16 protein-coding genes, 1 pseudogene and 1 riboswitch are annotated in these 25,161 nt (G+C 72.3%); of the genes and pseudogenes, 5 read left to right on the forward strand and 12 right to left on the reverse strand.

Going from position 1 to position 25,161, the window contains the following annotated elements; all coding sequences use genetic code 11:
• Window positions 1-73: 73 nt before the first annotated feature.
• A complete protein-coding gene (locus OG928_RS13295) occupies window positions 74-1,156 on the reverse strand; it encodes an NlpC/P60 family protein (RefSeq protein WP_406283361.1) in 1,083 nt (360 codons plus the stop codon).
• 9 nt (window positions 1,157-1,165) lie between these two features.
• Window positions 1,166-1,303, reverse strand: a riboswitch (cyclic di-AMP (ydaO/yuaA leader).
• A 340-nt stretch (window positions 1,304-1,643) separates the two neighbouring features.
• Here OG928_RS13295 and OG928_RS13300 point away from each other — a divergent pair.
• Entirely contained in the window at window positions 1,644-2,000 is a 357-nt protein-coding gene (locus tag OG928_RS13300; protein ID WP_406283363.1) for a hypothetical protein, read from the forward strand.
• Between the two features lie 73 nt (window positions 2,001-2,073).
• Here OG928_RS13300 and OG928_RS13305 read toward each other — a convergent pair whose 3' ends face one another.
• Window positions 2,074-2,793 (reverse strand): PIG-L deacetylase family protein, encoded by a 720-nt coding sequence (locus OG928_RS13305; protein ID WP_406283365.1) that lies wholly within the window; start codon window positions 2,791-2,793, stop codon window positions 2,074-2,076.
• A 120-nt stretch (window positions 2,794-2,913) separates the two neighbouring features.
• Here OG928_RS13305 and pcrA point away from each other — a divergent pair, with 120 nt between their 5' ends.
• Window positions 2,914-5,430 carry a DNA helicase PcrA gene (gene pcrA / locus OG928_RS13310; protein ID WP_406283367.1) on the forward strand — a complete coding sequence of 839 codons (2,517 nt, stop codon included), beginning with the start codon at window positions 2,914-2,916 and terminating at the stop codon, window positions 5,428-5,430.
• Window positions 5,431-5,577: 147 nt separating this feature from the next.
• On the opposite strand, the gene OG928_RS13315 is transcribed toward pcrA, so the two are convergent.
• Window positions 5,578-6,774 carry a hypothetical protein gene (locus OG928_RS13315; protein WP_406283369.1) on the reverse strand — a complete coding sequence of 399 codons (1,197 nt, stop codon included), beginning with the start codon at window positions 6,772-6,774 and terminating at the stop codon, window positions 5,578-5,580.
• A gap of 257 nt (window positions 6,775-7,031) precedes the next feature.
• On the reverse strand, window positions 7,032-8,621 hold the full coding sequence (gene guaA / locus OG928_RS13320) for a glutamine-hydrolyzing GMP synthase (protein ID WP_406283371.1): 1,590 nt from the start codon (window positions 8,619-8,621) through the stop codon (window positions 7,032-7,034).
• Window positions 8,622-8,911: 290 nt separating this feature from the next.
• On the opposite strand from guaA, the gene OG928_RS13325 reads away from it, so the two are divergent.
• Window positions 8,912-9,196: a chorismate mutase gene (locus OG928_RS13325; protein WP_406283373.1), complete on the forward strand. Its 285-nt coding sequence runs from the start codon at window positions 8,912-8,914 to the stop codon at window positions 9,194-9,196.
• Window positions 9,197-9,758: 562 nt separating this feature from the next.
• On the opposite strand, the gene OG928_RS13330 is transcribed toward OG928_RS13325, so the two are convergent.
• The 7 genes from OG928_RS13330 to OG928_RS13360 form a co-directional block, all read right to left on the reverse strand.
• Window positions 9,759-11,339 (reverse strand): succinic semialdehyde dehydrogenase, encoded by a 1,581-nt coding sequence (locus OG928_RS13330; protein WP_406283375.1) that lies wholly within the window; start codon window positions 11,337-11,339, stop codon window positions 9,759-9,761.
• A 131-nt stretch (window positions 11,340-11,470) separates the two neighbouring features.
• Window positions 11,471-12,862: a dihydrolipoyl dehydrogenase family protein gene (locus tag OG928_RS13335; protein ID WP_406283377.1), complete on the reverse strand. Its 1,392-nt coding sequence runs from the start codon at window positions 12,860-12,862 to the stop codon at window positions 11,471-11,473.
• Between the two features lie 65 nt (window positions 12,863-12,927).
• Complete coding sequence (locus OG928_RS13340; protein WP_406283379.1) at window positions 12,928-14,763, reverse strand: protein kinase domain-containing protein; 1,836 nt, start codon at window positions 14,761-14,763, stop codon at window positions 12,928-12,930.
• Between the two features lie 127 nt (window positions 14,764-14,890).
• A complete protein-coding gene (locus OG928_RS13345; RefSeq protein WP_406283381.1) occupies window positions 14,891-16,543 on the reverse strand; it encodes a protein kinase domain-containing protein in 1,653 nt (550 codons plus the stop codon).
• A 109-nt stretch (window positions 16,544-16,652) separates the two neighbouring features.
• Window positions 16,653-18,443 (reverse strand): serine/threonine-protein kinase, encoded by a 1,791-nt coding sequence (locus OG928_RS13350; RefSeq protein WP_406283383.1) that lies wholly within the window; start codon window positions 18,441-18,443, stop codon window positions 16,653-16,655.
• A gap of 15 nt (window positions 18,444-18,458) precedes the next feature.
• The gene (locus OG928_RS13355) at window positions 18,459-20,300 is read right to left on the reverse strand and encodes a serine/threonine-protein kinase (protein ID WP_406283385.1); all 1,842 of its coding nucleotides are present in this window, start codon (window positions 20,298-20,300) and stop codon (window positions 18,459-18,461) included.
• 218 nt (window positions 20,301-20,518) lie between these two features.
• On the reverse strand, window positions 20,519-22,225 hold the full coding sequence (locus OG928_RS13360) for a glycerol-3-phosphate dehydrogenase/oxidase (protein WP_406283387.1): 1,707 nt from the start codon (window positions 22,223-22,225) through the stop codon (window positions 20,519-20,521).
• Between the two features lie 151 nt (window positions 22,226-22,376).
• Here OG928_RS13360 and OG928_RS13365 point away from each other — a divergent pair.
• Together OG928_RS13365 and OG928_RS13370 are read left to right on the forward strand one after the other, a co-directional pair.
• Window positions 22,377-23,345 (forward strand): annotated as a pseudogene (locus OG928_RS13365) (serine/threonine-protein kinase); the annotation flags it as partial.
• A gap of 113 nt (window positions 23,346-23,458) precedes the next feature.
• Entirely contained in the window at window positions 23,459-23,896 is a 438-nt protein-coding gene (locus OG928_RS13370) for a hypothetical protein (protein WP_406283389.1), read from the forward strand.
• A gap of 81 nt (window positions 23,897-23,977) precedes the next feature.
• Here the strand turns inward: OG928_RS13370 and OG928_RS13375 are convergent, their stop codons facing one another.
• Window positions 23,978-25,093: a GuaB3 family IMP dehydrogenase-related protein gene (locus OG928_RS13375; protein ID WP_406283391.1), complete on the reverse strand. Its 1,116-nt coding sequence runs from the start codon at window positions 25,091-25,093 to the stop codon at window positions 23,978-23,980.
• Window positions 25,094-25,161: the final 68 nt, after the last annotated feature.

The raw sequence follows: 25,161 nt of genomic DNA on the forward strand, positions 1-25,161 counted from the left end.
GACGGCGCCCTCCGCGCGGAACGAGTTCCGTGCGGAGGGCGCCGTCGTGTGTCGTGGTGCCGCGACCGCGGGTCTAGCCGGGGCGGATGGCGTCGAGGAACGGCATCGAGTCCAGCGGCGCCTTGGTCACGGTCTTGCCGGGGCGCGGCGCGTGGACGATCTGGCCGTTGCCGATGTACATGCCCACGTGGCGGTTGTCCGAGTAGAAGAACACCAGGTCGCCCGGCTGGAGGGCGGACTTGGCGACCTTCGGGCCGTCCTTGATCTGGGTCCACGTGGTGCGCGAGAGCGTGACGCCCGCGGCCTTCCACGAGGCCTGGGTCAGACCCGAGCAGTCGTAGGAGCTGGGGCCTTCGGCGCCCGACACGTACGCCTTGCCGATCTGCTTCAGCGCGAACGAGACCGCGGCCGCCGCGCGTCCCGACGCGGGGACGTTGGTGGTGGGGGCGTCGTCTGCGGGCTTGTCGCGGGAGCTGCGGTCGTTGCTCCGCGAGTCGGCCTCATGCTCGTTCGAGTTGAGGACGGCTTCCTGCTGCTTCTTGTCGAGCGTGTTCAGCAGGCGCTGCGCCTCGGCGAGCTTGCCCTGGATGTCGGTCTTGTTCTTGTTCAGCTCCGTGCGGAGCTTCTCCAGCTCCTGCAGCTGCGCGGAGGCCTCGGTGCGGTCCTGCTGGAGAACCCGGGCCTGCGCGGCGATCGCGCGGAGCTTGGCCGCCTGCTGGCCGTCGAGCTGCGAGATCATCTGCGCCTTCTGCAGGTAACCCTCGGGGTCACCGCTGAGCGCGAGCGAGATCTCGGGCGGGAGGCCGCCGGTGCGGTACTGGTTGGCCGCGAGGACACCGATCTGGTCGCGCAGGGCGTTCAGCGCGGTCTGTTCCTCGGTGATCCGGGCCTGCGTCTGGTTCGCGGTGCCCTGCTGCTTCTCGATCTGCTCCTCGACGCCGTTGGCGGCGTCGGTGGCCTTGATCACGTCACTGTGCAGCTGGTTGACGCGTTCCTTGGTCTGCTGGAACGACTGCGCGGGATCCGCGCTCGCGGTGCCGGCGAAGGTCATCACGCCGGTCATCGTCGCGGCGGCCGTGACAACGGTCGCTGCGGTACGGACGGCGGTGCGCGGCTTGGGCTTGCGGTGCTGCCCGGGTCGACGTTGGGACGCCACTGGTGGCGGGTCTCCTTCCTCGGCCGCCTACCGGGTTAGCTGACGGGTTCGGGCGGAAGAAGGCGCCCTACGGTGCCGAAGCACCGATTCACCCCAGGGACTGCGAGGGTCCCCGGTTCCGGCTTCGCGTCCCGACGACACGTGGTTGCCCACTGTCCCGAAATACGTCACCGAATTCGGCGGAGGCGATCGTGTCGACCGGGGTGGTCAACCTCGAGCCGATCGCCTGTCGCAGAACACTAGTCACAGGCGTGTCATGACCATCACCATTGGCCTCGACATTACCAAAACTTTACCAAGGTCGCCGTTTCCTTCTCCGCGTATCACGGGAAAAGCGCGCCAATTCCCTAAAGTCGATCTTGAGACGTTTTAGTGCCGATTAGTCCTTTATGACCACCTATATGTTGTCGGCGCGACGCCGGTTAGGCTGCCGGCGGCATCGCGGCGCCCGAGCGCCGCCGAAACGGTCGACAAGGAGTGTTGCGTCGTGGACGTTCTGCGGCAGATCCTGCTGGTCCTGCACATCGTGGGCATCGCGGCGCTGCTCGGCGGTGTCCTCACCCAGATGTCCGCACTGAAGACCGGCGACGTCCGCATCGTGCCCGCCATGACGCATGGTGCGCTGACCATGCTGGTCACCGGCCTGGCTCTGGTCGGCGTGGTCCAGGCGGGCCTGGACCGCGAGGTCGACAACGCCAAGATCGGCACCAAGCTGGTCGTCCTCCTGGCGATCCTCGTCCTGGTCTGGGGCAACCGCACCGCCGACCGCGTCTCGCCCCGGATCCTCGGCGCCATCGGCCTCCTGACGATCGCGAACATCGCCATCGCCGTCATGTGGACCTGAGCCGGCACCGCCGCCGAGCCCGCCCGCGAGGCCCGGGCAGCCCACCGCGAGCCACGGGAACCGCGCCACCCGGCTACCGCGTGTCGACCACCCGAAAGACCTCGGCCATCCGCCCGGCCGCGAGCCCGAACCGCTCCGCGTTGCCGAACAGCATCCCGCGGACGAGATCCCGCAACCCGTCCAGATGCGACGTCTGGCTGGTGTGCGCCAGCAGGGCCGACATCTTGCGCTCGAACATCCCCGTCACGTCGACCGCGTGGTCCGGCGCCGGAGCCGGCGACAACCACGTCTCCGACACCGTCCACTCCTTCAACCCCTCCTCGTCGAGCAGTTCCGGGTGCGCGAACGGATTCCGCGCGTCGGGGTAGATCGCCCGCATGGCCGCCTCGCCCGCCTCCAGGTGGTCGGGGTGGCTCGGCGCGAGCCGCGACCAGTCCCGGTCCGGGCTCGGGATCACCATCCGCTGCGGACGCACCTTCCGGATCACCCGGGTGATGTCCCGCCGTAGCTCGTGCGTGGCCGCCAGGCGCCCGTCCGGATACCCCAGCCAGTGCACGTCCCGCACCCCCACGTGCGCCGCCGCGGCGGTCTGCTCGGCCCGCCGGATCCCGCCGATCTCGGACCGCGGCACCACCGGGTCGAACCCGCCCGCGTCCCCGTCGGTGACGATGCAATAGCTCACATCGATCCCGGCGTCGGTCCACGTCGCGATCGTCCCCGCCGCCCCGAACTCGATGTCGTCCGGATGCGCGGCCAGCACCAGGACCCGCTCCACGTCGCGATCGTCCAGCACGATGTACTCCCTTGATCCGATGGGACCCCGCTCGACGCGGTGCCGCCGGCGCAATGATCTCTGCCCGTGAACAAGCGCTCGGGCACGACTCGCTTGTTACCCACCTAGACTCGGGGAACGATGAGCAGCCTCTTCGACGACATCCCCCTGCCCGGTTTCGAGACCGCGGCCAAGAAGCCCACCACGACCGCCGCGGACGACATCCCGCTGCCGCCGGAGCCGGACGAGAACCACGTCCACGGCCTGCCGGAGGACTACCCGGACGACCTGTACGAGGGCCAGTACGCGCCCCCGGCCGAGCCCCGCGACGAGTACTACCGCAACGGCGCCCCGCGCCCGGTCGTGGACCCCGCGCACCTGCTCGACGGGATGAACCCGCAGCAGCGCGCCGCGGTCGTCCACGAGGGTTCCCCGCTGCTCATCGTGGCCGGCGCGGGCTCCGGCAAGACGCGGGTGCTGACCCATCGCATCGCGTACCTGCTCGCGAAGCGCGGCGTGCACCCCGGCGAGATCCTCGCGATCACCTTCACCAACAAGGCCGCCGCCGAGATGCGCGAGCGTGTCGAGGCGCTGGTCGGGCCGCGGACCAAGGCCATGTGGGTGTCCACGTTCCACTCGGCGTGTGTACGGATCCTCCGGCAGCAGTACAAGAAGCTCGGCATGAGCTCGTCGTTCTCGATCTACGACTCGGCCGACCAGCAGCGCCTGATGGCGATGGTGTGCCGTGACCTGGACCTGGACCCGAAGAACTTCCCGCCGCGCAAGTTCAACGCGCAGGTGTCGAACCTCAAGAACGAGCTGATCGACCCCGAGGACTTCGCGGCGAAGGCGATCAACGAGAGCGAACGCATACTCGCTCAGGCGTACACGATGTACCAGGAGCGCCTGCGGCAGGCCAACGCGCTCGACTTCGACGACCTGATCATGACCACGGTGCACCTGCTCCAGGCCTTCCCGGACGTGGCCGAGCACTACCGGCGCCGGTTCCGGCACGTGATGGTCGACGAGTACCAGGACACCAACCACGCGCAGTACATGCTGGTGCGCGAGCTGGTCGGCGGCGCCGCCGGGCAGGGCCCCAAGCGCACGGTCGACGGCGACCTGGTGAACCCGGCCGCCGCCGGACTCGCCGAGATCGAGCCGGCCGAGCTGTGCGTCGTGGGTGACGCGGACCAGTCGATCTACGCGTTCCGCGGCGCGACGATCCGCAACATCCTCGACTTCGAGGCCGACTACCCCAACGCGAAGACGATCCTGCTGGAGCAGAACTACCGCTCGACGCAGACGATCCTGACCGCCGCCAACGCGGTCATCGAGCGCAACAGCAACCGCCGCGCGAAGAACCTGTGGACCGACGCCGGCGAGGGCACCGCGATCGTCGGGTACGTCGCGGACGACGAGCACGACGAGGCCCAGTTCGTCGCGGACGAGGTGGACCGGCTCACCGACGCGGGCAAGACCAAGCCCGGCCAGGTCGCGATCTTCTACCGGACCAACGCCCAGTCGCGCGTGTTCGAAGAGGTCTTCATCCGGGTCGGCCTGCCGTACAAGGTCGTCGGCGGCGTGCGCTTCTACGAGCGCCGCGAGGTCCGCGACGTGCTCGCCTACCTGCGGCTGCTGGCCAACCCCGACGACACCGTGTCGCTGCGGCGGATCCTGAACGTGCCCAAGCGCGGCATCGGCGACCGGGCCGAGGCGTGCCTGGAGGTGCTGGCCGCGCGCGACCGGATCCCGTTCGCGCAGGCACTGCGTCGCGCCGACGACGCGCCCGGCCTGGCCAAGCGGTCGTCCAACGCGGTCAAGGGCTTCGTCCAGCTCATCGACGACCTGACCGCGGTCGTGGACGGCGGCGCGGGCCCCGCGACCGTCCTTGAGGCGATCCTGGAACAGACCGGCTACCTGGCCGAGTTGCAGGCCTCCAGCGACCCGCAGGACGAGACCCGGATCGAGAACCTCCAGGAACTCGCGGCGGTCGCACTGGAGTTCGAGCAGGCGCAGGCCCAGGAGGGCGGCAACGGCACGCTCGCCGACTTCCTGGAGCGGGTCTCGCTCGTCGCGGACTCCGACCAGATCCCCACCGACGGCGACGACGGCGGGGTGGTCACGCTGATGACCCTGCACACGGCCAAGGGCCTGGAGTTCCCGACGGTGTTCCTGACCGGCCTGGAGGACGGCGTCTTCCCGCACATGCGCTCGCTCGGCGACGCGAAGGAGCTGGAGGAGGAACGCCGGCTCGCCTACGTCGGGATCACCCGTGCGCGCGAGCGGCTGTACGTCACGCTCGCGAAGATGCGCAGTGCGTGGGGCGCGCCGTCGTACAACCCGCCGTCCCGCTTCCTGGGCGAACTGCCCGAGAAGCTCGTGGACTGGCGCGGCACGTCCCCGTCGGCGGCCAAGGCCCTGTCGGCGACCAAGTCCACCGTCGCCTCACGCGGCGGCTTCGGCAAGGGCGCCCAGATCCAGGCCCGCCCGATCATCGCCCTCTCCCCCGGCGACCGAGTCACCCACGACAAGTTCGGCCTGGGCACCGTGGTCTCCACAGCCGAAACCGGCGACAAGTCAAAGGCCACAATCGACTTCGGCGCAAGCGGCGAAAAAACCCTCCTCCTACGCTACGCCCCAGTCCAAAAGCTCTAACCCCCCAAGCCCGGCCGACACTCACCCAGCCCGGCCGGCGCTTGAGGCCAAGCCTTTCAAGCCCGGCCGGCGTTTGAGGCCAAGCCTTTCAAGCCCGGCCGGCGTTTGAGGCCAAGCCCTTCAAGCCCGGCCGGCGCTTGAGGCCACCTACACCACGATCTGTATCTCGTACGGAGCCGACTCCACCCCGGACGCGGAAACAACGCACAGCTCGACCCGCCCCGGCTCCACCTCGACCGGAACCGGCACAACCACACACCCATCGGACGGATTCGCGAACCCCGTCTCCGCCGGCACCAACGGCACATGCACGTGGACCGCGCCGAACTTGACCACCACCCGAGCCAGCAGGTCCGCCTCGTGCGAGCCACCCGCGGCGAGGTTGATGCCCCGCACCTCGATGTCGTCGCCCTGGCGAACCGCCGAGTCCAGGTCGCCACGCGTGCGCACGCGGACCACGGACAAGATCACCGGCCGGTCGTTCTCGGCGAGCTTGCCCGCGAGGTAGGTGACCACCGAGACCAGCGCGAGCGCCACGAGCGTCGCCGGGATGTCCGGCAGCCGGTCGGGATCGCGGGCGAGGCCGACCACGACGAAGCCCGCCGCGACGAGGTTGACCAGGACGTACTGGGCGTCCACGAACGAGGCCCGGCCCGCGTCGTCGGTGACCAGGTCGCGCAGCGAGGCCTGGTCGGCGCGCAGCTTCTGGAGCACCCGCCGACCGACCTTGTCGCCGACGATCCGACGGACCGCGACCGCCGCGAGCAGCGGTGCGGCCACCAGGGTGATCTGGTCGAGCGCGATGTCGCCGAGTCGGTCCAGCAGCCGGTCGCGCTCGCCGGTCCCGGACGCGGACGCGAGCCGCATGCCGAGGAAGGCGAACACGTACATCAGCGCCACCATCCACAGGGCGGCGATCGCCTTGGAGGTGGACAGACGGCCGTCCAGGCCCCGTACGGGCGCGAACACACCGCCGTTGTCCCTCGCGGCCCACCCCACCACGCTGAGCGCTCCCACGACCACCACGGCCGCCACGATCCCGGCGGTGCGGGCACCGGTCCAGCCCGCGCCGATCGCGGTGAGCGCCTGCACGAGCACGAGCACGGCGACCAGGGCCCACAGCACGATCAGCGCCCGGCCACCGAGCACCCGCAGCCAGGCCCGCCCCTGGGCGCGCCGAACCGACGCCAAGTCCTGGGCCTTGCCACGCAATTCGTCGGAGATCCACTGGCGCGCGCCACCGTCGGAGTGCGCGACGGCCGAGGGGACGCCTTCCTTGCGGGCCAGCGCCCGCCTCAGCGTCTCGAAATCGGCGACGGTCCTGCGGTATTCCTCCCGGACCACGCAATGACAGTCCGGTCCGTGCACACCGACACCGTGCGCCACTTCGCCACGCCCTCCCCACCACCACATACGAACGTGCTCGTTCAGCGGCACATTGTGCCGCATCCGAGGGGGTCCCATGGGGCCGGTCGGGTGACCACGCGGTTTCTCGATCGAACACCTGATGGCGCGTCAATCGCCTTGCCGCGCAAGGAGACCCACAACGCCGACGGCCCCCGCCCGAAAACGGGCGAAGGCCGTCGAAAGAACGCGGGAGACTACTCCCACTCGATGGTGCCCGGGGGCTTGCTCGTCACGTCGAGGGTGACCCGGTTGATCTCGCGGACCTCGTTGGTGATCCGGTTGGAGATCCGGGCCAGCAGGTCGTACGGCAGCCGCGACCAGTCGGCCGTCATGGCGTCCTCGGAGGACACCGGACGCAGCACGATCGGGTGACCGTAGGTGCGGCCGTCACCCTGTACGCCGACCGAGCGAACGTCCGCGAGCAGCACGACGGGGCACTGCCAGATCTCCCGGTCCATCCCCGCCCGGGACAGCTCCTCGCGCGCGATCGCGTCGGCCTCGCGCAGGATCTCCAGGCGGTCGGCGGTGACCTCGCCGATGATCCGGATGCCGAGCCCGGGGCCCGGGAACGGCTGGCGCCAGACGATCTCGGACGGCAGTCCGAGCTGCTCGCCGACCGCGCGGACCTCGTCCTTGAACAGCTTGCGCAGCGGCTCGATCAGCTTGAACTGCAGGTCCTCCGGCAGCCCGCCGACGTTGTGGTGCGACTTGATGTTCGCGGTGCCGGTGCCGCCGCCGGACTCGACCACATCCGGGTACAGGGTGCCCTGGACGAGGAACTCGACTTCCTCGCCGTGCGCGCCGGCCTCGGCGACCACCTCGGCCGCCGCCTGCTCGAACACGCGGATGAACTCGCGCCCGATGATCTTCCGCTTCTCCTCGGGGTCGGTGACCCCGGCGAGCGCGGTCAGGAACCGCTCCTGCGCGTTCACCACCTTGAGCGAGACGCCGGTCGCCGCCACGTAGTCCCGCTCGACCTGCTCGGGCTCACCCTTGCGGAGCAGGCCGTGGTCCACGAACACGCAGGTGAGCTTGTCGCCCACCGCGCGCTGTACGAGCGCCGCGGCGACCGCGGAGTCCACGCCGCCGGACAGGCCGCAGATCACGTGCTTGTCGCCGACCCGCTCGCGGATCAGCTCGACCTGCTCCTCGACGATGTTGACCATCGTCCAGGTCGCCGAGAGCCCCGCGCCCACGTGCAGGAAGCGCTCCAGGATCGCCTGGCCGTGCTCGCTGTGCATGACCTCGGGGTGGTACTGCACGCCGTACAGGCGGGCCTCGTCGTTCTCGATCGCCGCGACCGGCGCGCCGGCGCTGGTCGCGGTGACGGCGAAGCCGGCGGGGGCGCCGGAGACCGAGTCGCCGTGCGACATCCACACCGACAGCTCGGCGGGCACGCCGTCGAACAGGGTGCTCGATGTCCCGGTCACGCTGAGCGGCGTCGCGCCGAACTCGGCGCGACCGGTCTTCTCGACCAGGCCGCCGAGCGTCTGCGCCATCGCCTGGAAGCCGTAGCAGATGCCGAGCACCGGGACACCGGCCGCGAACAGCGCCGGGTCGACGCTGGGCGCCTCGTCGGCGTACACCGAGGACGGGCCGCCGGACAGGATGATCGCGGCGGGCTTCTTCGCGAGCATCTCCTCGACCGACATGCTGTGCGGCACGATCTCGCTGTACACGCGGGCCTCGCGCACCCGTCGAGCGATGAGCTGGGCGTACTGGGCGCCGAAGTCGACGACGAGGACGGTCTCGGTGCCGCCCCCGTCCGGGCTGGCAGAGGTCACGAGGAGCCTTCCGGCGAAGCGAAAAAGGGGTTGCCGTCGATTCTACCGGCGCCGCGTGGGTGCCCCCGGATGGTGCCCGCCTCGACGGCCCCGGCATACTGGCGCACATGTCCTCACTCGGCGTGACGCGCAGCTTTACCTATGGCACCGGGATCCCCGGCGCCGCCGTCACCGCCTGAGCAGAGCACAGACAGGCAGACGAAGACGCCCCGGGTCCGGTACCCGGGGCGTCTTCGCGTTTTCCTGCCGAGGCCACCGGGATCGGGCCCACTCCCGAGAGAAGGCCACCGATGGAAGACACCACCGAGACCTCGCAGTCGCCCGACGCCGTGATCGCCGCCGGCCGCGACCGCATCGACGAGCTCGACCGCCGGATCATCGCGCTCGTCTCCGAGCGGGTGGACGTGTCCGTGAACGTCCAGCGGGCCCGGCTCGCGGCGGGCGGCCCGCGGGTTCAACTGGCTCGCGAGATGGACGTCATCGCGCGCTACCGCGAGGCGCTCGGCAAGCCGGGCACATCCGTGGCGATGACGCTCCTGGAGCTGTGCCGCGGCCGGGTCCGGCCGCATGCGTAACCTCACCGCGCCGGCCGTCGTTGTGACTGATGGCCGGCCCGCTTGATGCGCGGGCCGGGCACGCAGGACCGCCGACGCGATGAGGCGCGCTGACCAGTGCGCCGTGGGACCTCGCGTTGGTGCCGTGACCGGGACGCAGGGGACAGCAACCGGTCACAACCCCGCCGGCGGCCGGTGTCAGGGACGCCCGACACCGGCCGCCGCGCCTTGGGCCGTCCGGCCCGAGCGCGCGGCGGTTGGCGTGCCTCATTCACCGCACCGCGTCACAAGCCTCGCAACACGGATCTTTCACGCCATAGCCGCCGGCAGCGCCAAGAGTAGCGGGGTTTCGCGACCACTCAGGTGGATCCGCGAAACCGCCGAGTCGGACTTTCGGCGCCCGGTTAGCGCAAATGATGATCATTAACCGGTCGTTCCATGTCCCTTTGTCCCACCTTGGGACTGTGCTCATCGACGCCCGCCAAGGGACCGGAATTCACCCTTCCGTACTCGTGCCACCGCGAGCCGCGCCGCCGAGCGCCCTGGCCGCGGCACTAAGTCCGGGCGCTCGGACGGCCGCGGGTCACCGCACCCGCAGCGTCTTCATGATCCGCAGCGACAGGGTCAGCGAACGCGCCCACTGCTCGTCGGTCATCCCGAACGGCGCCGCGATCGGGATCAGCCGCTGGGTGGCCACGGTCTGGCCCTCGGTGAACTTCATGATCCCCTCCGAGCCGTGCCGCCGGCCCAGACCCGAGTCGCCCATGCCGCCCATCGGCGCGCCCGCGCTGCCGTACGCCGCCGCGTAGCCCTCGTTGACGTTCACCGTGCCCGCGCGCAGCCGCCGGCCCAGCGCGCCGCCGTGCCGGGTGTCCCGCGTCCACACGCTCGCGTTGAGCCCGTACGCGGTCTCGTTCGCGCGCGTGACGACCTCTTCCTCCTCGGTGTACGAGTACACCGACACGACCGGGCCGAAGGTCTCCTCCGCGCACACCGCCATCTCCGAGATGACGCCGGTGAGCACCGTCGGCTCGTAGAACAGCGGGCCCAGGTCGGGGCGCGCCTTGCCGCCGACCAGCACCCGCGCGCCGGCCGCGCGGGCCTCGTCGACGTGCCGCGTGACGTTGTCGAGCTGACGGCGGGAGGCGAGCGAGCCCATGTCGGTGTCCCACGCGTAGCCGGCCGCGAGCTTCATCGTCTGGATCCGGGCCAGGAAGCGGTCCACGAACGCGTCGTGGATGTCGGCGTGCACGTACATCCGCTCGATCGAGACGCACAGTTGCCCGGCCGAGGAGAAGCACGCGCGCACGGCACCCTCGGCGGCCCGGTCCAGGTCCGCGTCCGCCAGCACGATCATCGCGTTCTTGCCGCCCAGTTCGAGCGACGCGCCGACCAGGCGTGCGGCGGCCCGCTGGGCCACGTCGCGGCCGGTGCGGGTGGATCCGGTGAAGCCGACGTAGTCCGCGCGCTCGACCACGGCGGTGCCGACCACCGGGCCGTCGCCGATCACGATCTGCCACAGGTCCTCGGGCAGGCCGCAGTCGATCAGCACGTCCTGTGCCCACAGCGCGGTCAGCGCGGTCTGCGTGTCCGGCTTCATGACCACCGCGTTGCCCGCGATGAAGGCCGGGATCGCGTCGCCGATCGACAGCGCCAGCGGGTAGTTCCACGGCGACACCAGGCCGACGACGCCCTTGGGGTGACGGACCTCGATCGCCTTCGTCAGCACCGGCAGCGCGCCGGCCCGGCGACGCTCGCGCAGGTAGCCCGCGGCGCGCCGACCGTAGTGACGCGAGCAGATCGCGACGTCGAGGACCTCCTCGAACGCGTGCTTGCGGGCCTTGCCGGTCTCGGTCTGGACGATGTCCAGGATCTCCGACTGACGCTCCAGGATCCGGTCGTGGAAGCGCAGGAACACCGCGGCCCGTTCACGCACCGAGCGCTTGGCCCACGCGGTCTGCGCGAGCCGCGCGCGGGCGAACGCGGATGCCACGTTCTCCGGGGTGGACTCGGGCAGCTCGGCGATCGGGGACCCGTCGAACGGGCTGCGGGTGGTCACCATCGTGGGCACGCTGCCGGTCACGATCCGCCGGGCCAGGCGTTCGCCGGGCAGGTCGGGCACGACGATGGATGCTGCGGGCGCGGGCGCTGCGGTGTCCGTCATGCGGCCAGCCTAGACAGCGCTACTTCGCGGTAACAAGAATTGCCCGGTACGACGCGGACCACACTTCGGATCGGGGTGTTTCCGGACCCCGACGCGGGCCCGGAAACGACCCGGGACACGCCCTGGTCCGCTCAGTCCACGTCGAGGTCGGCCAGGGCCGACTCGATCGTGCGGTGGTAGGTCGGGTACGCGTACATCATGTCCCGCAGCGTGGCCACGGGCACCGCCGCGCGGACGGCCACCACGAGCGCGCCCAGGATCTCGCCGCCGGCGGGCCCCGCGGCGGTCGCGCCGACCAGGACCCCGCGGTCGGCGTCCTCGATCACCTTCACGAAGCCCCGCGCGTGGGTGATGTGGCCGCGCGAGGAGGTCGCGATCTCGGCGCTGCCGATCCGTACGTTCAGCCCGGCCACCCGGGCCTGATGCTCCGTCAGGCCCACCGCGCCGATCTCCGGATCGATGAACGTCACCCGCGGCAGCGCGCTGTGGTCCGCGTCGGGGCCCGGCGCGCCCCGACCCGCGGCGGCCAGGACCGCCTTGGTCACGATGGCCGACTGGTACATCGCCACGTGGGTGAACGCGCCCCGACCGGCGATGTCGCCGACGGCCCACACCGCCGGCGGCTCGCCGCCCGGGCTGACCCGCATCTGGCCGTCCACCGGGAGCGCGTGCGCGTGCGGGTCGACGCCGATCGCGTCGGCGCCCAGCGCCGCGAGGTCGACCCGGCGGCCGGTGGCCACCAGCAGCTTCTCCGCCTCGATCGAGCGGCCGTCCGACAACGAGACCGTGAAGGACGTGCCGTCGTAGGCGACCTTGTCGGCGCTCGCGCCCAGGTGGATCTCGACGCCGTCGTCGCCGAGCACCTCCGCGGCCAGGTCGGAGGACTCCGGGTCCTCGGCGGCGAGCACCCGCTCGCCGCTCTCGATGATGGTCACCCGGGTGCCGAACCGGGCGAACACCTGGGCGAGTTCCAGCCCGATCGCGCCACCGCCGAGGATCGCGAGCGAACGCGGCGCCTCGGTGGTCTCGATCGCCTCGCGGTTGGTCCACAGCGGGGTGCCCGTGAGGCCCTCGATCGGCGGGACGAAGGGGTTGGTCCCGGCGCCGACGACGATCGCGTATCGGGCCCGGAAGCGCCGCACCCCGTCGGCCGCGATGACCTCGACCGTGTCGACGCCGGTGAGCCGCCCCGCGCCGCGGACGAAGGTCATGCCCTTGTCGACCAGCCGGTCCACCGCCGCCTGATCGTTCCAGTCGGCGGTGAGCTCGCGGACCCGCTCGGCCACCTTCGACCAGTCGGGGCGCTCCGCGTACCGGGCCTTGTCCGCCGCGAAGACCATGGCCTTGGAGGGGATGCAGCCCCAGTAGGGGCATTCGCCGCCGACCAGGCGGTCGTCGATGCCGACCACGTCGAGCCCGGCCGCGGCGAGGTTGCCGGCGACGGCCTCGCCACCGACCCCGAGGCCGAGCACGACCACGTCGACGTCACGGTTTTCGGCGGTTTCCGGTCGCTGCGTGGTCACTTGCTACCTCCGAGGTGACTGGGCTTCCCCGCACCGTACCCCGCGAGGCGGGGACGATTCCCCCGTCACTTGGCCTGGAAGGACGCGGTCATCTGCCGGAAGCGCTCCTCCGAGACGGAGGCCCAGTCCGACTGGTAGGAGGCCACGTACAACGCGTAGTCCTCGTTGCCGTTCGTGACGATGCCCAGGTTCATCGCGTGACTGGCGATCCGCTTGGTCTCGTCCCCACCGATCGGGTCGCCCTCCCACGTGTACTCCCACAACGCCGCCTTGCGCGAACCCGGCGGCACGGGGGTGTAGTCCCGAAGCTGAAGCCGCTCGTACGCGGGCTTCTTCATCGCCGTCGGCTCGATCCTGGCGAAGTTGCCCTTCGGGTCGTTGCCGATCGGCGTCGCGCCGATCAGGTACACCGTCTTCCGGTCCACCGTCGTGTACTGGATCTGGTCCTTCTTGACGCCGACGAGGGTGCGGCTGGCGCTCGTGCCCTTCGGCAGGAACAGCGAGAACCCGAGCGGGTCCTTGACCAGTTCGTAGCCCGGCGGCGGAGTGGGCGCGGACGACGTGGAGGGGCCGCCGGACGACGGCGGGTTCGTGGAGGAGCCCGGCCCCGGGGTGGTCGGGCCCGGCCCGCTCGGTTCCGGCGATTTCGTCGCCGGTCCCGCCGCGGCGCCCTTGTCCTCGTCCTTGGTCACCATGATGCCCACCGCGACGCCGCCCGCGATCAGCGCGACCACGAGCGCCACGACCGCGATCATCCGGCCCGAGCCGCCGCGGCGCGGTTCCGGCTGCGGGGCCGAGGGGTACGGCTCGCGCGGCGTGTGCGGCGGGAGGCCGCCGGCCATCGAGGCGGTGCGAGTCGGCGCGAGCGCGTCGGCGGGCGGGTACTCCGGCTGCGGCCACGCGCGCGGCGGCGTGTTGCCGCCGGGGTGCTGGGCCGCGCCGGTGTCGTGGCCCGGCTGCGCGTGCTCGTGCGGGTCGTACGGCCCCACCGGGGAGGTCGGCGCGTCCGGGACGTTCGGGTTGTACGTAGGCGGCGGAGGTGGGGTCGCCGCGTCGAACTGCCGTGACGGGGTCGAGTTCGCGACCTCGCGCAGGATCCGCTCGCCCTCCTGCGCGCCCATCCGCCGGTCGGAGTCCTTGATCAACCAGCCGGCGATCACCGGTTCGAGCCCACCCGCGTGGCGCGGCGGATCGGCCTCGTCGGTCAGGATCGCGTTGAGCGTGCTGATCATGGTGCCGCGGCGGAACGGGTTGCGACCCTCGACCGCCATGTACAGCACGACGGCGAGCGACCACAGGTCGGCGGCCAGCAGCGGCCGCTTGCCCTCGGCTCGCTCGGGCGCGAGGAAGTCCGGCGAGCCGACCAGCATGCCGGTCGCGGTGAGCGTCGCGGTGCCGGTGGCCGTGGCGATGCCGAAGTCGGTCAGTACCACCCGGCCCTGCGGCGTCACCAGGATGTTCGCGGGCTTCACGTCGCGGTGCAGCACGCCCTTCGCGTCGGCGGCGAGCAGCGCGTCGAGCACCTTGAGTCCGAGTTCGGCCGCGTCCGCGGGCGTCAGCGTGCCCTGCGTCTCCAGGATCTCGGCCAGCGACTGGGCCTCGACCAGTTCCATCACGATCCACGGGATGCCGCCGTCCTCGACGACGTCGTGGATGGTGACCACGTTGGGGTGCCCGATCCGGGCGGCCGTGCGGGCCTCGCGGAGGGTGCGCTCGCGCGCGAGGTCCTTCTCCTCGTCGTCGAGGTGGTCGGGCAGCCGCAGTTCCTTGATCGCGACGTCGCGGTGCAGCATCTCGTCGACGGCACGCCAGACCGTGCCCATGCCGCCTCGGCCGAGCATGGTGCCCAACCGGTAGCGCCCGCCGACGATCCGGCCGCGTGTGCCCCCGGTCTGTGCCACGTACCCTCCCCGCGTTTCACCGGCTGTCGGGCCGGCCCTCGTCGAAACTGCAACACGTCACATTAGATGCGACGGCCACGGGGACTGTCGGGGGATCCGTCGCAGAGATACCCGGGGCACCGCCGAATCATCCCTGCGCGCCCCTGTCGTTCACTGTCTGTGCCCCGCCGTTGTTCTGTGCCCCGCCGTTGTTCGCCGGTGCGCCGCTCTGTCCGCCGTTGCCGTTCTTCGGCGGGTCGGTGACGGGCTTGCGGGTCACCGGTGCGCTGCTGGTGATCGGCGGTCGGGTGGTGGACGCGCTCGTGGTGACCGGCGGGCGGCTGGTCGACGGCCGGGTGGTCGGGGCCGTGTACGTCGGGCGCGTGGTGGGCGTGGAGCCCTGGCCTCCACCGGAGTCGTCGTCGTCCGTGTCGTTCGTCGCGACGGTGGTGTTGCGCGCGACCGGGCTCCGGGACGCGCCGCCCGGTGTGTTCGCGGCGGCCGGGTCGGTCCGCGGGCTCGTGCTCGAACTCTTGGTCGTCTCCGACTTGGGGCTGTCGTCCTGATCGCCCATCGCGGCCGGCACCAGGATGGCGAGCGCGGCCACGGCGGCGGCGACCACCGCGCCGACCGCGATGGTCTTGCGGCGCTTGCGGGCGGCCGCGTCCCGGGGCGCGGGGCCGCCGGGCGCGCCGATCAGCACGGGGTTGATCCGGTCGTCCGCGGTGTCCGAGCCGAGCACGGCGTCGGCGGGCGAGTAGGCGTGCCCGCCGGTCTGCGGATAGCCGCCGGTCGGCCCGCCCGGGTCGGCCTGGCTCGCCGCGCCGAACGGCGGGAGCGGGGCGACCGGCGGGGCCTGCTGCCACGACGAACGGGTGACGCCACGCGGACCGCCGGGGTCCTCGACGGTCGCGGTGCCGTCCGGGATCGGCGGGCCCTCCGCGATCGGGGTGCCCGCCGGGGTCGACGCGCCACCGCTGACCATCGCGGCCATCAGCAGCCGCTCGGTGGCGTCCTCGTCGGCGCGCTCCAGCGGGTCCTTGCGCAGCAGCGCCTCGATCGCCGGCCACAGCGCGCCGGCCTGGCGCGGCGGCGCGGGCTCGTCGGTGAGCACGGCGCTGAGCGTGTCCATCGCGCCGGTGCGGCGGAACGGCGAGAAGCCCTCGACCGCCTGGTACAGCGTCACCCCGAGCGACCACAGGTCGGAGGCCGGCCCGGGCCGACGGCCGAGCACCCGCTCCGGCGCGAGGTATTCGGGCGAGCCGACCAGCATCCCGGTCGCGGTGAGCGTGACCGAGCCGGCCACGGTCGCGATCCCGAAGTCGGTCAGCACGATCCGGCCGCCGGGCGCCATCAGGATGTTGCTCGGCTTCACGTCCCGATGCAGCACGTCCGCCGCGCGCGCGGCGCGCAGTGCGGCGAGCACCGCGAGGCCGACCTCGGCGGCCTCGTGCGGGGCCATCCGCCCCTCGTCGAGCACGTCGGTGAGCGACGGCGCCCGGACCAGCTCCATCACGATCCACGGTCGCCCGTCGTCCTCGGCGACATCGAAGATCGTGACGACGTTGGGGTGCGTGATCCGGGCCGCCGCGCGAGCCTCGCGCAGCGCGCGTTCACACCGCCCCTGGGTCTCCATCTCGTCGAGGTCGTCGGGTATCCGGACCTCCTTGACGGCGACATCGCGGCGCAACAGCTCGTCGAACGCGAGCCACACCGTCCCCATGCCACCGCGACCGAGGGGCTCCCCCAGTCGGTAGCGCCCATCCACAAGGCGGCCGTTCGGGCCGCTGTCGTGTGCCACGTGGTCCTCCCCAAGACCGTGGACACCACCCGATCGCCCGTCGGCGCGTCATTGGCGTCACGTGTAGGACGTCCGGCGTGCGCCGAAGGTTCCGCCCGCGGTCACCCGCTCAGCCGCTCGGCGTGAAACTGTCCCGGGCCGCGTCGAACGCCGAACGCACCAGCGCCGAGCCGGTCTCGGGGCCGGAGACCCAGAAGTCCCAGGTCCGGCCGTGCTCGACGAAGCGCATGTTGATCGATCGGCGGACGGTTCCCTGGTTGTTCCAGGTGAACTCCCACAGACCCGCGGGACGACCGCGGACCGTCGTGCACGTGAGCCACAACTGGTGGTAATCCGTTCCATTACCGATGAAGGTGCCCGGTCCGAGGCCCTTGGACGCCTGCACACCGAGTTCGGCACACGGGTCGCCCGCCGCGTCGGACGCGTCGGGGCGGACGCCGAGCCGGTAGAGGTCGTCCGCGGAGCGGTAGAAGATCCGTTCGCCGTCGGCGTCGCGGGTGGTCCAGTCGGTGGGCACCACGACGGTGAACCCGCCGCGATGGGTGACCCGGCGGAAGCCGGCCGGCACGTCCGGCGCGGCGGGCGTGCCGGCCGGTGCGGCCGAGTTCGGCGGGGTCGCGGGGAACGTGGAGGACGTCGCCGGGGTGTCCGGCTGCGGGACGGTCCGCACGTTCGGCGACGCGGACGCGGACGCGGACACCGGCGCCGTCGACCCGGGCAGCGCCGCGGCCGGCGACGCGGCCGTGTCCCGACCGGCGGGGCCGTCGCGCCCCACGAGCAGCCCCACGGTCACACCGCCGGCCGCCAGGAGCACCGCGACAACCGCGCCGAGCACCACGAGGGCCCGGGTCGACCGCCCACGCGGGGCGGGCCGACCGACCACCGGCGGCACCATGGGCCGGGGCGGCGGCACGTCGGCCCCGACGGCCGGCGCCGGCACCTCGCCCGCGGGCAGCGGTTCGCGCATGTCGGTGCGCTCCACCACGTCCGGACCCGGGATCGGCGCGGCGCCCGCACTCGCGGCGCCCGCACTCGCGGCGCCCGCACTCGCGGCGCCTGCACTCGCGGCGCCCGCACTCGCGGCGGCCAGCAGCGGCGCCGCGTCCGAAACAGTCATCCGCGCGGCCGGATCGAGCCGGAGCAGGCCGACCACGACCTCGGCGAGCGGCCCGGTGTGCAGCGGCGGCGGACACGTCCCCCGGGCCACCGCCTGCAGGGTCGCCAGCGGGTTGTCCCGGCGGAACGGCGACCGCCCCTCGACCATCTCGTACAGCGTCACGCCCAGCGACCACAGGTCGGCGGAGGGGCCGGACGGCTGCCCGACCGCGCGTTCGGGGGCCATGTACTCGGGGGTGCCGGCCGTCGCGCCGGTCTCGGTGACCGAGGGCGAGTCGGGGTGGGTCGCGATGCCGAAGTCGGTCAGGACGACCGTCCCGTCCTCGTCGACCATCACGTTGGCCGGCTTCACGTCGCGGTGCTCGATGCCCACCCGGTGCACGGCCGCGAGTCCGGCGAGCATCTGCGCGCCGATCCGGGCGGTGCGCTCCGGCGCCATCGGCCCCTCGGCGATCAGCGCCGTGAGCGGGCGGCCCGGCAGCAGTTGCATGACGATCCACGGTCGGCCGTCCTCGACCACGACGTCGAACACGGTGACCACGTTGGGGTGGCGGACCCGCCCGGCGGCCCGCACCTCGCGCTGCATCCGCGCCGACCGTCGCTCGACCTCCTCGCGGTCGAGGTAGTCGGGCAGCCGCAGCTCCTTGATCGCCACGTCCCGCCCGATCGTCGGATCGTGCGCGCGCCAGACGACCCCCATGCCGCCCTGCCCGAGAACCTCCACCAGCACATATCGCCCCGCGAGCACGCGCCCGATCATCCCGACCTCGAATCCAAGATCCATGTCCCGCGTCGCGGGTCAGCGCGCGATCGACAGGTGTCCGCGCGCGTGCTCGTAGTACGCGCCGGCGGTGCCCCACAGGTCGTCGCGCCCGCGCACGGTCAGCCAGTAGCGGACGCCGGACGCCGTACGGACCACCAGGTCCTTGCCGTGATAGGTGGTCAGGTCCTGTCCGCGCCAGACATACTCCCACTCCGCGGCCTCGTGGCCGCGATAGTCGATGGCCCGCAGCAACAGGCGTTCGTAGTCCTCGCCGTCCTGCCGGTCCCGGCCGCCGATGCTGCCGTGCTCGCGGTGGGCGACCGACTCCTCGGGGGCCATCACGATGCCGCGGTCGACGGTGACCGTGACCGAGATCAGCCGGTCGGGGTCGGTCACCGTGAGACCGCTCTGGCTGTCCGTGCAGCTCCAGCCCTCCGGCACGGGCAGCGCGAAGCCCAGGTCGGTCCGCCGGCGGCGGCGCAGTCGCGGTATCACCTGGTTGTCCACGAGCGGGCCGACCACCAGGCAGCCGCCGATCAGGGCGAGCACGATGATCGGGTCCGGATCCACCTGCGCGGCCTCCAGGGCGCCGCCCGCGATCACCCCGAGGAGCATCGCGACCGGCACCGACCTCGACACCCTCCGATGCGGCAGCACGAGCCACACGCTCAATGCGAGCGCGAGCAGCACGATCGTGTACATCCCGGTCCAGCTGCCGAACGCGGCCAGCCAGCGCGCGCCGGCGGCGGTGGCGATGCCGACCGAGGTCAGGATGGTCGTCCAGTGCCGGAACCACCAGCGCGGCCAGCGCCGGTAGCGGGCCCGGAAGCCGCCGCCCTCGCGCGGCAGGCGCAGATTGGTGAAGGTCTCGTCGACGCTGCCGGTGGCGGCCCTGTACGCGCCGGAGCCCGACCTGCGGGGGGCCTCGGAGGTGCGCGGGCGCGGCGTGGTGTGGTGGTTGCCGACCCGGACGCCGTGCCTGCGGATCGTGCCGGGCCGGCCCCGCCCCGGCAGGAAGCGCTCGGGGGTCGGCTGCCGGGTCCGTTCCGACGCGCCTTCGGCGACCTCCGCGAGCAGTTCGCGCACCTCCGCGGCCGAGCCGCGCCGCGCCGGATTCTTGACCATCAGCGCCTTGAGCGCCGACGTCAGCGGCCCGGCCAGGAAGATCTCCGGAAAGCGGCCCGCCGCGACCGCGGCGAGCGTCGCCGCGTGCGTGTTGCGCCGGAACGCCGGCCGGCCCTCCACCGCCTCGAACAAAGTCGCGCCGAGCGACCACAGGTCGGACTCGGGCCCGGGCTGTTCGCCGGCGATCTGCTCGGGGGCGAGGTATTCGGGCGAGCCGACCATCGCGCCGGCCTGGGTGAGCGTCGCGCTGTCCTCGACCGAGGCGACGCCGAAATCGGTGAGCACGACCCGGCCGTTGCGGGCGAGCAGCACGTTGGCGGGCTTGACGTCGCGGTGCAGCACACCGGCCTCGTGCGCGGCCTCCAGGGCGGCGAGCAGCCGCAGGCCCATCTCGGCGACCTCCGCCGCCGGCATCGGTCCTTCCTTGTCCAGCTCCTGCGCGAGCGAGAGGCCGCGCACGAGCTCCATGACGATGCACGGCCGCCCCTCCTCCTCGGCCACATCGAAGATCGTCACGACGTTGGGGTGGTCGATCCGCGCCGCCGCCCGCGCCTCGCGCAGCATCCGTTCACTCAGCGTGCCGCGATCGTCGTCGTCCACGTACCGGGGCAGCCGCATCTCCTTGACCGCCACATCGCGGTCGAGCATGGTGTCCACGGCCCGCCACACCGTCCCCATGCCGCCCCGGCCCAACTGGTCGCCCAGCCGGTATCGCCCCGCGACCAAACGCTCGGGTGCTTCCGGGTCGGTCAAAGTTCTCGCTCCCCATTCGGCCGCGACCGCCGCCGCGCGATCGGGTGCTTGCCTTTCCATACTCCAGTCCGGTGGCTTGCGGGGTCCACCGATTCGGCCCCGAACATCGCGCAAAGACACCTGGCCGGGTGTATCGGTGGAACGCGGTGCCGGACGAGAACGTGCCCGAACGGGTCCGGTGTCAACCGCTGGGATGGGCGCTCGGGGCGCACCCGACGTCAGCCGGACACGATGTCCTCGGCGCCAAGGCGCACCGCGTCCGCGGTGTGATCGTCGACCTGCTCCTGCGACTCGCGCTCCGCCTCGATCCGCTTGAGGTAGTAGTCCACCTCGCGCCGGACCTGCTCCTCCCCCCACCCCAGCACCCGGGCCATCAGCGCCGCGCACGCCCGCGAGGCCCGCGCGCCCCGGTCGAAGGTCTCGATCGACACCCGGGTCCGCCGATCCAGCACGTCGCCCAGATGCAGCGCGCCCTCGTGCGTACAGGCGTACACGACCTCGGCCGCGAGGTAGTCGTCCGCGCCGTCCAGCGGATACGCCAGCTCCGGATCGTCCGCGATCAGCGCCAGCACGTCGTCGATCATCGACCCGTACCGGTTCAACAGGTGCTCCACGCGCGCGACATGCAGCCCCGTACGGGCCGCGATCGAGCCCCGACCGTTCCACAGCGCCGCGTACCCCTCCGCGCCCGCGAGCGGAAGCGTTTCGGTGCAGCTCGGCGCGACCTTGCGGTCCAGTCCGTGCACGGCCGCGTCCACCGCGTCCGCGGCCATCACCCGATACGTCGTGTACTTGCCGCCCGCGACCACCACCAGGCCCGGCACCGGGTGCGCGACGGTGTGCTCGCGCGAGAGCTGCGACGTCGCGTCCGACTCGCCGGCGAGCAACGGGCGCAGGCCCGCGTACACGCCCTCGACGTCCTCGCGCGTGAGCGGCACCGCGAGCACGCGGTTGACGTGGTCGAGCAGGTACTCGATGTCGGCCCGGCTGGCCGCGGGGTGCACCTTGTCCAGGTCCCACCGGGTGTCCGTGGTGCCGACGATCCAGTGCCGCCCCCACGGGATCACGAACAGCACGCTCTTCTCGGTTCGCAGGATCAGCCCGGTCGACGAGTGGATCCGGTCCTTGGGCACCACCAGGTGGATGCCCTTGGACGCGCGCACGTGGAACTGCCCGCGCTCGCCGACCAGCGCCTGCGTCTCGTCCGTCCACACCCCGGTCGCGTTGACCACCTGCCCGGCCCGGATGTCGTGGGTCGCGCCGGTCTCCACATCGCGTACATGTACGCCGACCACGCGCTCGCCCTCGCGCAGGAAGCCGGTGACCGCCGCCCGGGACGCGACGTGCGCGCCGTAGCCGGCCGCCGTGCGCACGAGCGTCATCGTGTACCGCGCGTCGTCCATCTGCGCGTCGTAGTACTGCACCGCGCCCACGAGCGAGTCCTTGCGCAACGCGGGTGCCAGGCGCAGCGCCTGACGGCGGCTCAGCTGTCGGTGCCGGGGCAGCCCGCGGGTCCGACCGGCCGACATCGCCATCGCGTCGTACAGCGTCACCCCGGCCGTGACGTAGGGCCGCTCCCATCCCCGGTGCCGCAGCGGGTACAGGAACGGCACCGGCTTCACCAGATGCGGCGCGAGGGTCTGCAGGAGCAGCCCGCGCTCGCGCAGCGCCTCGCGGACCAGCGCGAAGTCGAGCATCTCCAGGTAGCGCAGCCCGCCGTGGATCAGCTTGCTGGATCGGCTGGACGTCCCGGAGGCCCAGTCGCGCACCTCCAACAGCCCCACGGAGAGGCCGCGCGTGACCGCGTCCAGGGCGGTGCCCGCGCCGACCACGCCGCCGCCGATCACGACCACGTCCACCTCGCGCTCCGACATTCGCCGCAGCGCGTCCGTGCGCGCCTGGGGCCCCATCGCCGTGGTCCGCATCCGCCACCTCCGAAATCGATCATCACGCACGGGACCACACCGACCGGGGATGACGCGCCCCACCCACCTCTACCCACCCAATGCCTGCCCCGATGGGCGGTGCGCTCTGTCATTCTTGGTGCGTTCGGCCGGCTCGGGGGGTTTCGTGGACGTGGGACGGGTGGTGGGCGGCCGGTTCGAACTGGTCGAACGGCTCGGCGCGGGCGGCATGGGCACGGTCTGGCGGGCCCGCGACCGCACGCTGGAGCGCGACGTCGCGCTCAAGGAGGTCCGCGCGCCGGACGGGCTGCCCGACGACGAGGTCGACCGGATCCGCGAACGGGCGCTGCGCGAGGCCCGCGCGCTCGCGCGGTTCCAGCACCCCAATGTGGTGACGGTCCATCAGGTGATCGAGGACGAGACCTACCCGTGGATCGTGATGGAGCTGGTCCCGGGCGGCTCGCTCCAGGACGCGCTCGACGAGGGCGGTCTGGCACCGCGGGAGGCGGCCGGGATCGGCGTCGCGGTGCTGGCGGCGCTGCGGGCCGCGCACGAGGCCGGCGTGCTGCACCGCGACGTGAAGCCGGCCAACGTGCTGCTCGGGCCGGGCGGCCGGGTCCTGCTCACCGACTTCGGGATCGCCGCGCTGGAGGGCTCGACCCCGCTCACGGCCACGGGGTCGATCATCGGCTCGCCCGAATACCTGGCCCCGGAGCGGGTGCTCGGGCACACCCCGCGCCCGCCGGCCGACCTGTGGTCGCTCGGGATGCTGCTCTACGTGGCGGTGGAGGGGTACAGCCCGTTCCGCCGGGCGTCGACGATGGCCACGCTGGGCGCGGTGCTGCACGAGCCGTTGCCGGCGCCGCGCCGCGCGGGTGCGTTGGCGCCGATCATCGAAGCGCTGCTGGCCAAGGACCCGGACGCGCGACCGGGCGGCGCGGAGCTGGCGGCGCGGCTCGACGCGGCGTCCCGGGCCGACGCCGCGACCGCGACGCTGCCGGCGACGCCCCCACCGCGCCCCGAACTCCCGCCGACGGGACACGAATCCCCGCACCGTCGGCGGGCCGCCCCGCTGATCGCCGGCGCGGTGGTGGTGGCCCTGATCGCGGCGGGCACGATCACCGCGATCGCGCTGACCGGCGACGACGGCAGGCCGGCGCACGCGGGCCGCTCCCCGTGGCGAACCCGACGGCGACACCGAGCGCCTCGGCCGGCCCGACCGCACCGCCGCTCGATCCCGTCCCGACGCCGCCCGTGACCACCACGCCCGCCACGAACGCGCCGTCGACGGCCGTCACGGTCACCGCGCCGCCCCCGGAACCCCGGCCGACGACGAGCCCCCCGCGCACCGGCGGCGGCATCGGCGGCACCTGGATCGCCCAACTCGCGTCCGTGCCCAAGTCGGACGGCGTCGGCGGGCGCGACGCGAAGCTCGCCGAGGTCCGCCGGCAGGTCGCCGACGCGCAGATCCTGGACAGCGACATGTACGCCTCGCTCAAGCCGAACTACTGGGTCGTCTACGCCGCCGGCCCGTTCGCCGACGGCCACGCGGCGCTGGCCTTCTGCGCCGCCCGCGGCCGAACCGTCGCCGACCTGTGCGTAGGCCGCTACCTCAGCGCCGTGACGACGGACATCAAGTACGTCTGCGCGCCCGCGCCGAACGGCACCACCGGGATCTGCCGGCGCCCCTGATCCTCCTGACGCCCGTGACGCCCCGGAAACGGCGAACGGCCCCGCACACGTCGCCGTGTGCGGGGCCGTCGGACGCCGTGGTCAGTGCGCGGGCGAGACGGTGACCTCGACCTGCTGGAACTTCTTGAGCTCCGAGTAGCCCGTGGTGGCCATCGCCCGGCGCAGCGCGCCGAACAGGTTCATCGAGCCGTCGGAGATGTGCGAGGGGCCGAGCAGGATCTCCTCCAGGGTGCCGACGGCGCCCAGGTTCATCCGGCGGCCGCGCGGCAGTTCGGGGTGGTGCGCCTCCGAGCCCCAGTGGTGGCCGGCACCCGGGGCGTCGCTCGCCCGGGCCAGTGCCGAGCCGATCATCACCGCGTCGGCGCCGCACGCGACGGCCTTGGCGATGTCGCCGCTGCGACCCACGCTGCCGTCGGCGACGACGTGCACGTAGCGGCCGCCCGACTCGTCGAGGTAGTCGCGCCGCGCCTCGGCCACGTCCGCCACCGCGGTCGCCATCGGCACCGCGACCCCGAGCACGCCGCGCGTGGTGTGCGCCGCGCCGCCGCCGAAGCCGACGAGCACGCCCGCCGCGCCGGCCCGCATCAGGTGCAGGGCGCCCTGGTAGGTCGCGCAGCCGCCGACGATCACCGGCACGTCGAGGTCGTAGATGAACTGCTTGAGGTTCAGCGGCTCGGCGCGCCCGGAGACGTGCTCGGCCGAGACCGTGGTGCCGCGGATCACGAAGACGTCGACGCCCGCGTCGATCACGGCCTTGTGGTACTGCGCGGTGCGCTGCGGCGAGAGCGCGGCGGCGGTGACCACGCCCGAGTCGCGGATCTGCTTGATCCGCGCGCCGATCAGTTCCTCCTTGATCGGCTCGGCGTAGATCTCCTGCATGCGCCGGGTCGCGGCGTCGTCGTCGAGGTCGCCGATCTCCTCGATCAGCGGCGTCGGGTCCTCGTAACGCGTCCACAGGCCTTCGAGGTTGAGCACGCCGAGGCCGCCCATGCGGCCGACCTCGATCGCGGTCTGCGGCGACACGACGCTGTCCATCGGTGCCGTCAGGAACGGCAGCTCGAACCGGTACGCGTCGATCTGCCACGCGATCGAGACCTCTTCGGGGTCCCGGGTCCGCCGGCTGGGGACGATGGCGACGTCGTCGAAGTGATAGGCACGCCGGCCACGCTTGCCCCGGCCGATTTCGACCTCAGTCACGTTGCGCCTCTCCTGCTGGAATCGGTGGATGGGAAAATCCCCGCGTCCCAGGGTACGGGGCGGGTGCG

Origin of the sequence: Embleya sp. NBC_00896 (genome assembly GCF_045207785.1) — a bacterium.
GTDB lineage: Bacteria > Actinomycetota > Actinomycetes > Streptomycetales > Streptomycetaceae > Embleya.

Excerpts from the sequence above, each read along its gene's own strand:
- pcrA (WP_406283367.1), top strand. The coding sequence starts at position 2,914 with ATGAGCAGCCTCTTCGACGACATCCCCCTGCCCGGTTTCGAGACCGCG.
- OG928_RS13325 (WP_406283373.1), top strand. The coding sequence starts at position 8,912 with ATGGAAGACACCACCGAGACCTCGCAGTCGCCCGACGCCGTGATCGCC.
- OG928_RS13330 (WP_406283375.1), bottom strand. The coding sequence starts at position 11,339 with ATGACGGACACCGCAGCGCCCGCGCCCGCAGCATCCATCGTCGTGCCC.
- OG928_RS13350 (WP_406283383.1), bottom strand. The coding sequence starts at position 18,443 with ATGGATCTTGGATTCGAGGTCGGGATGATCGGGCGCGTGCTCGCGGGG.
- OG928_RS13360 (WP_406283387.1), bottom strand. The coding sequence starts at position 22,225 with ATGCGGACCACGGCGATGGGGCCCCAGGCGCGCACGGACGCGCTGCGG.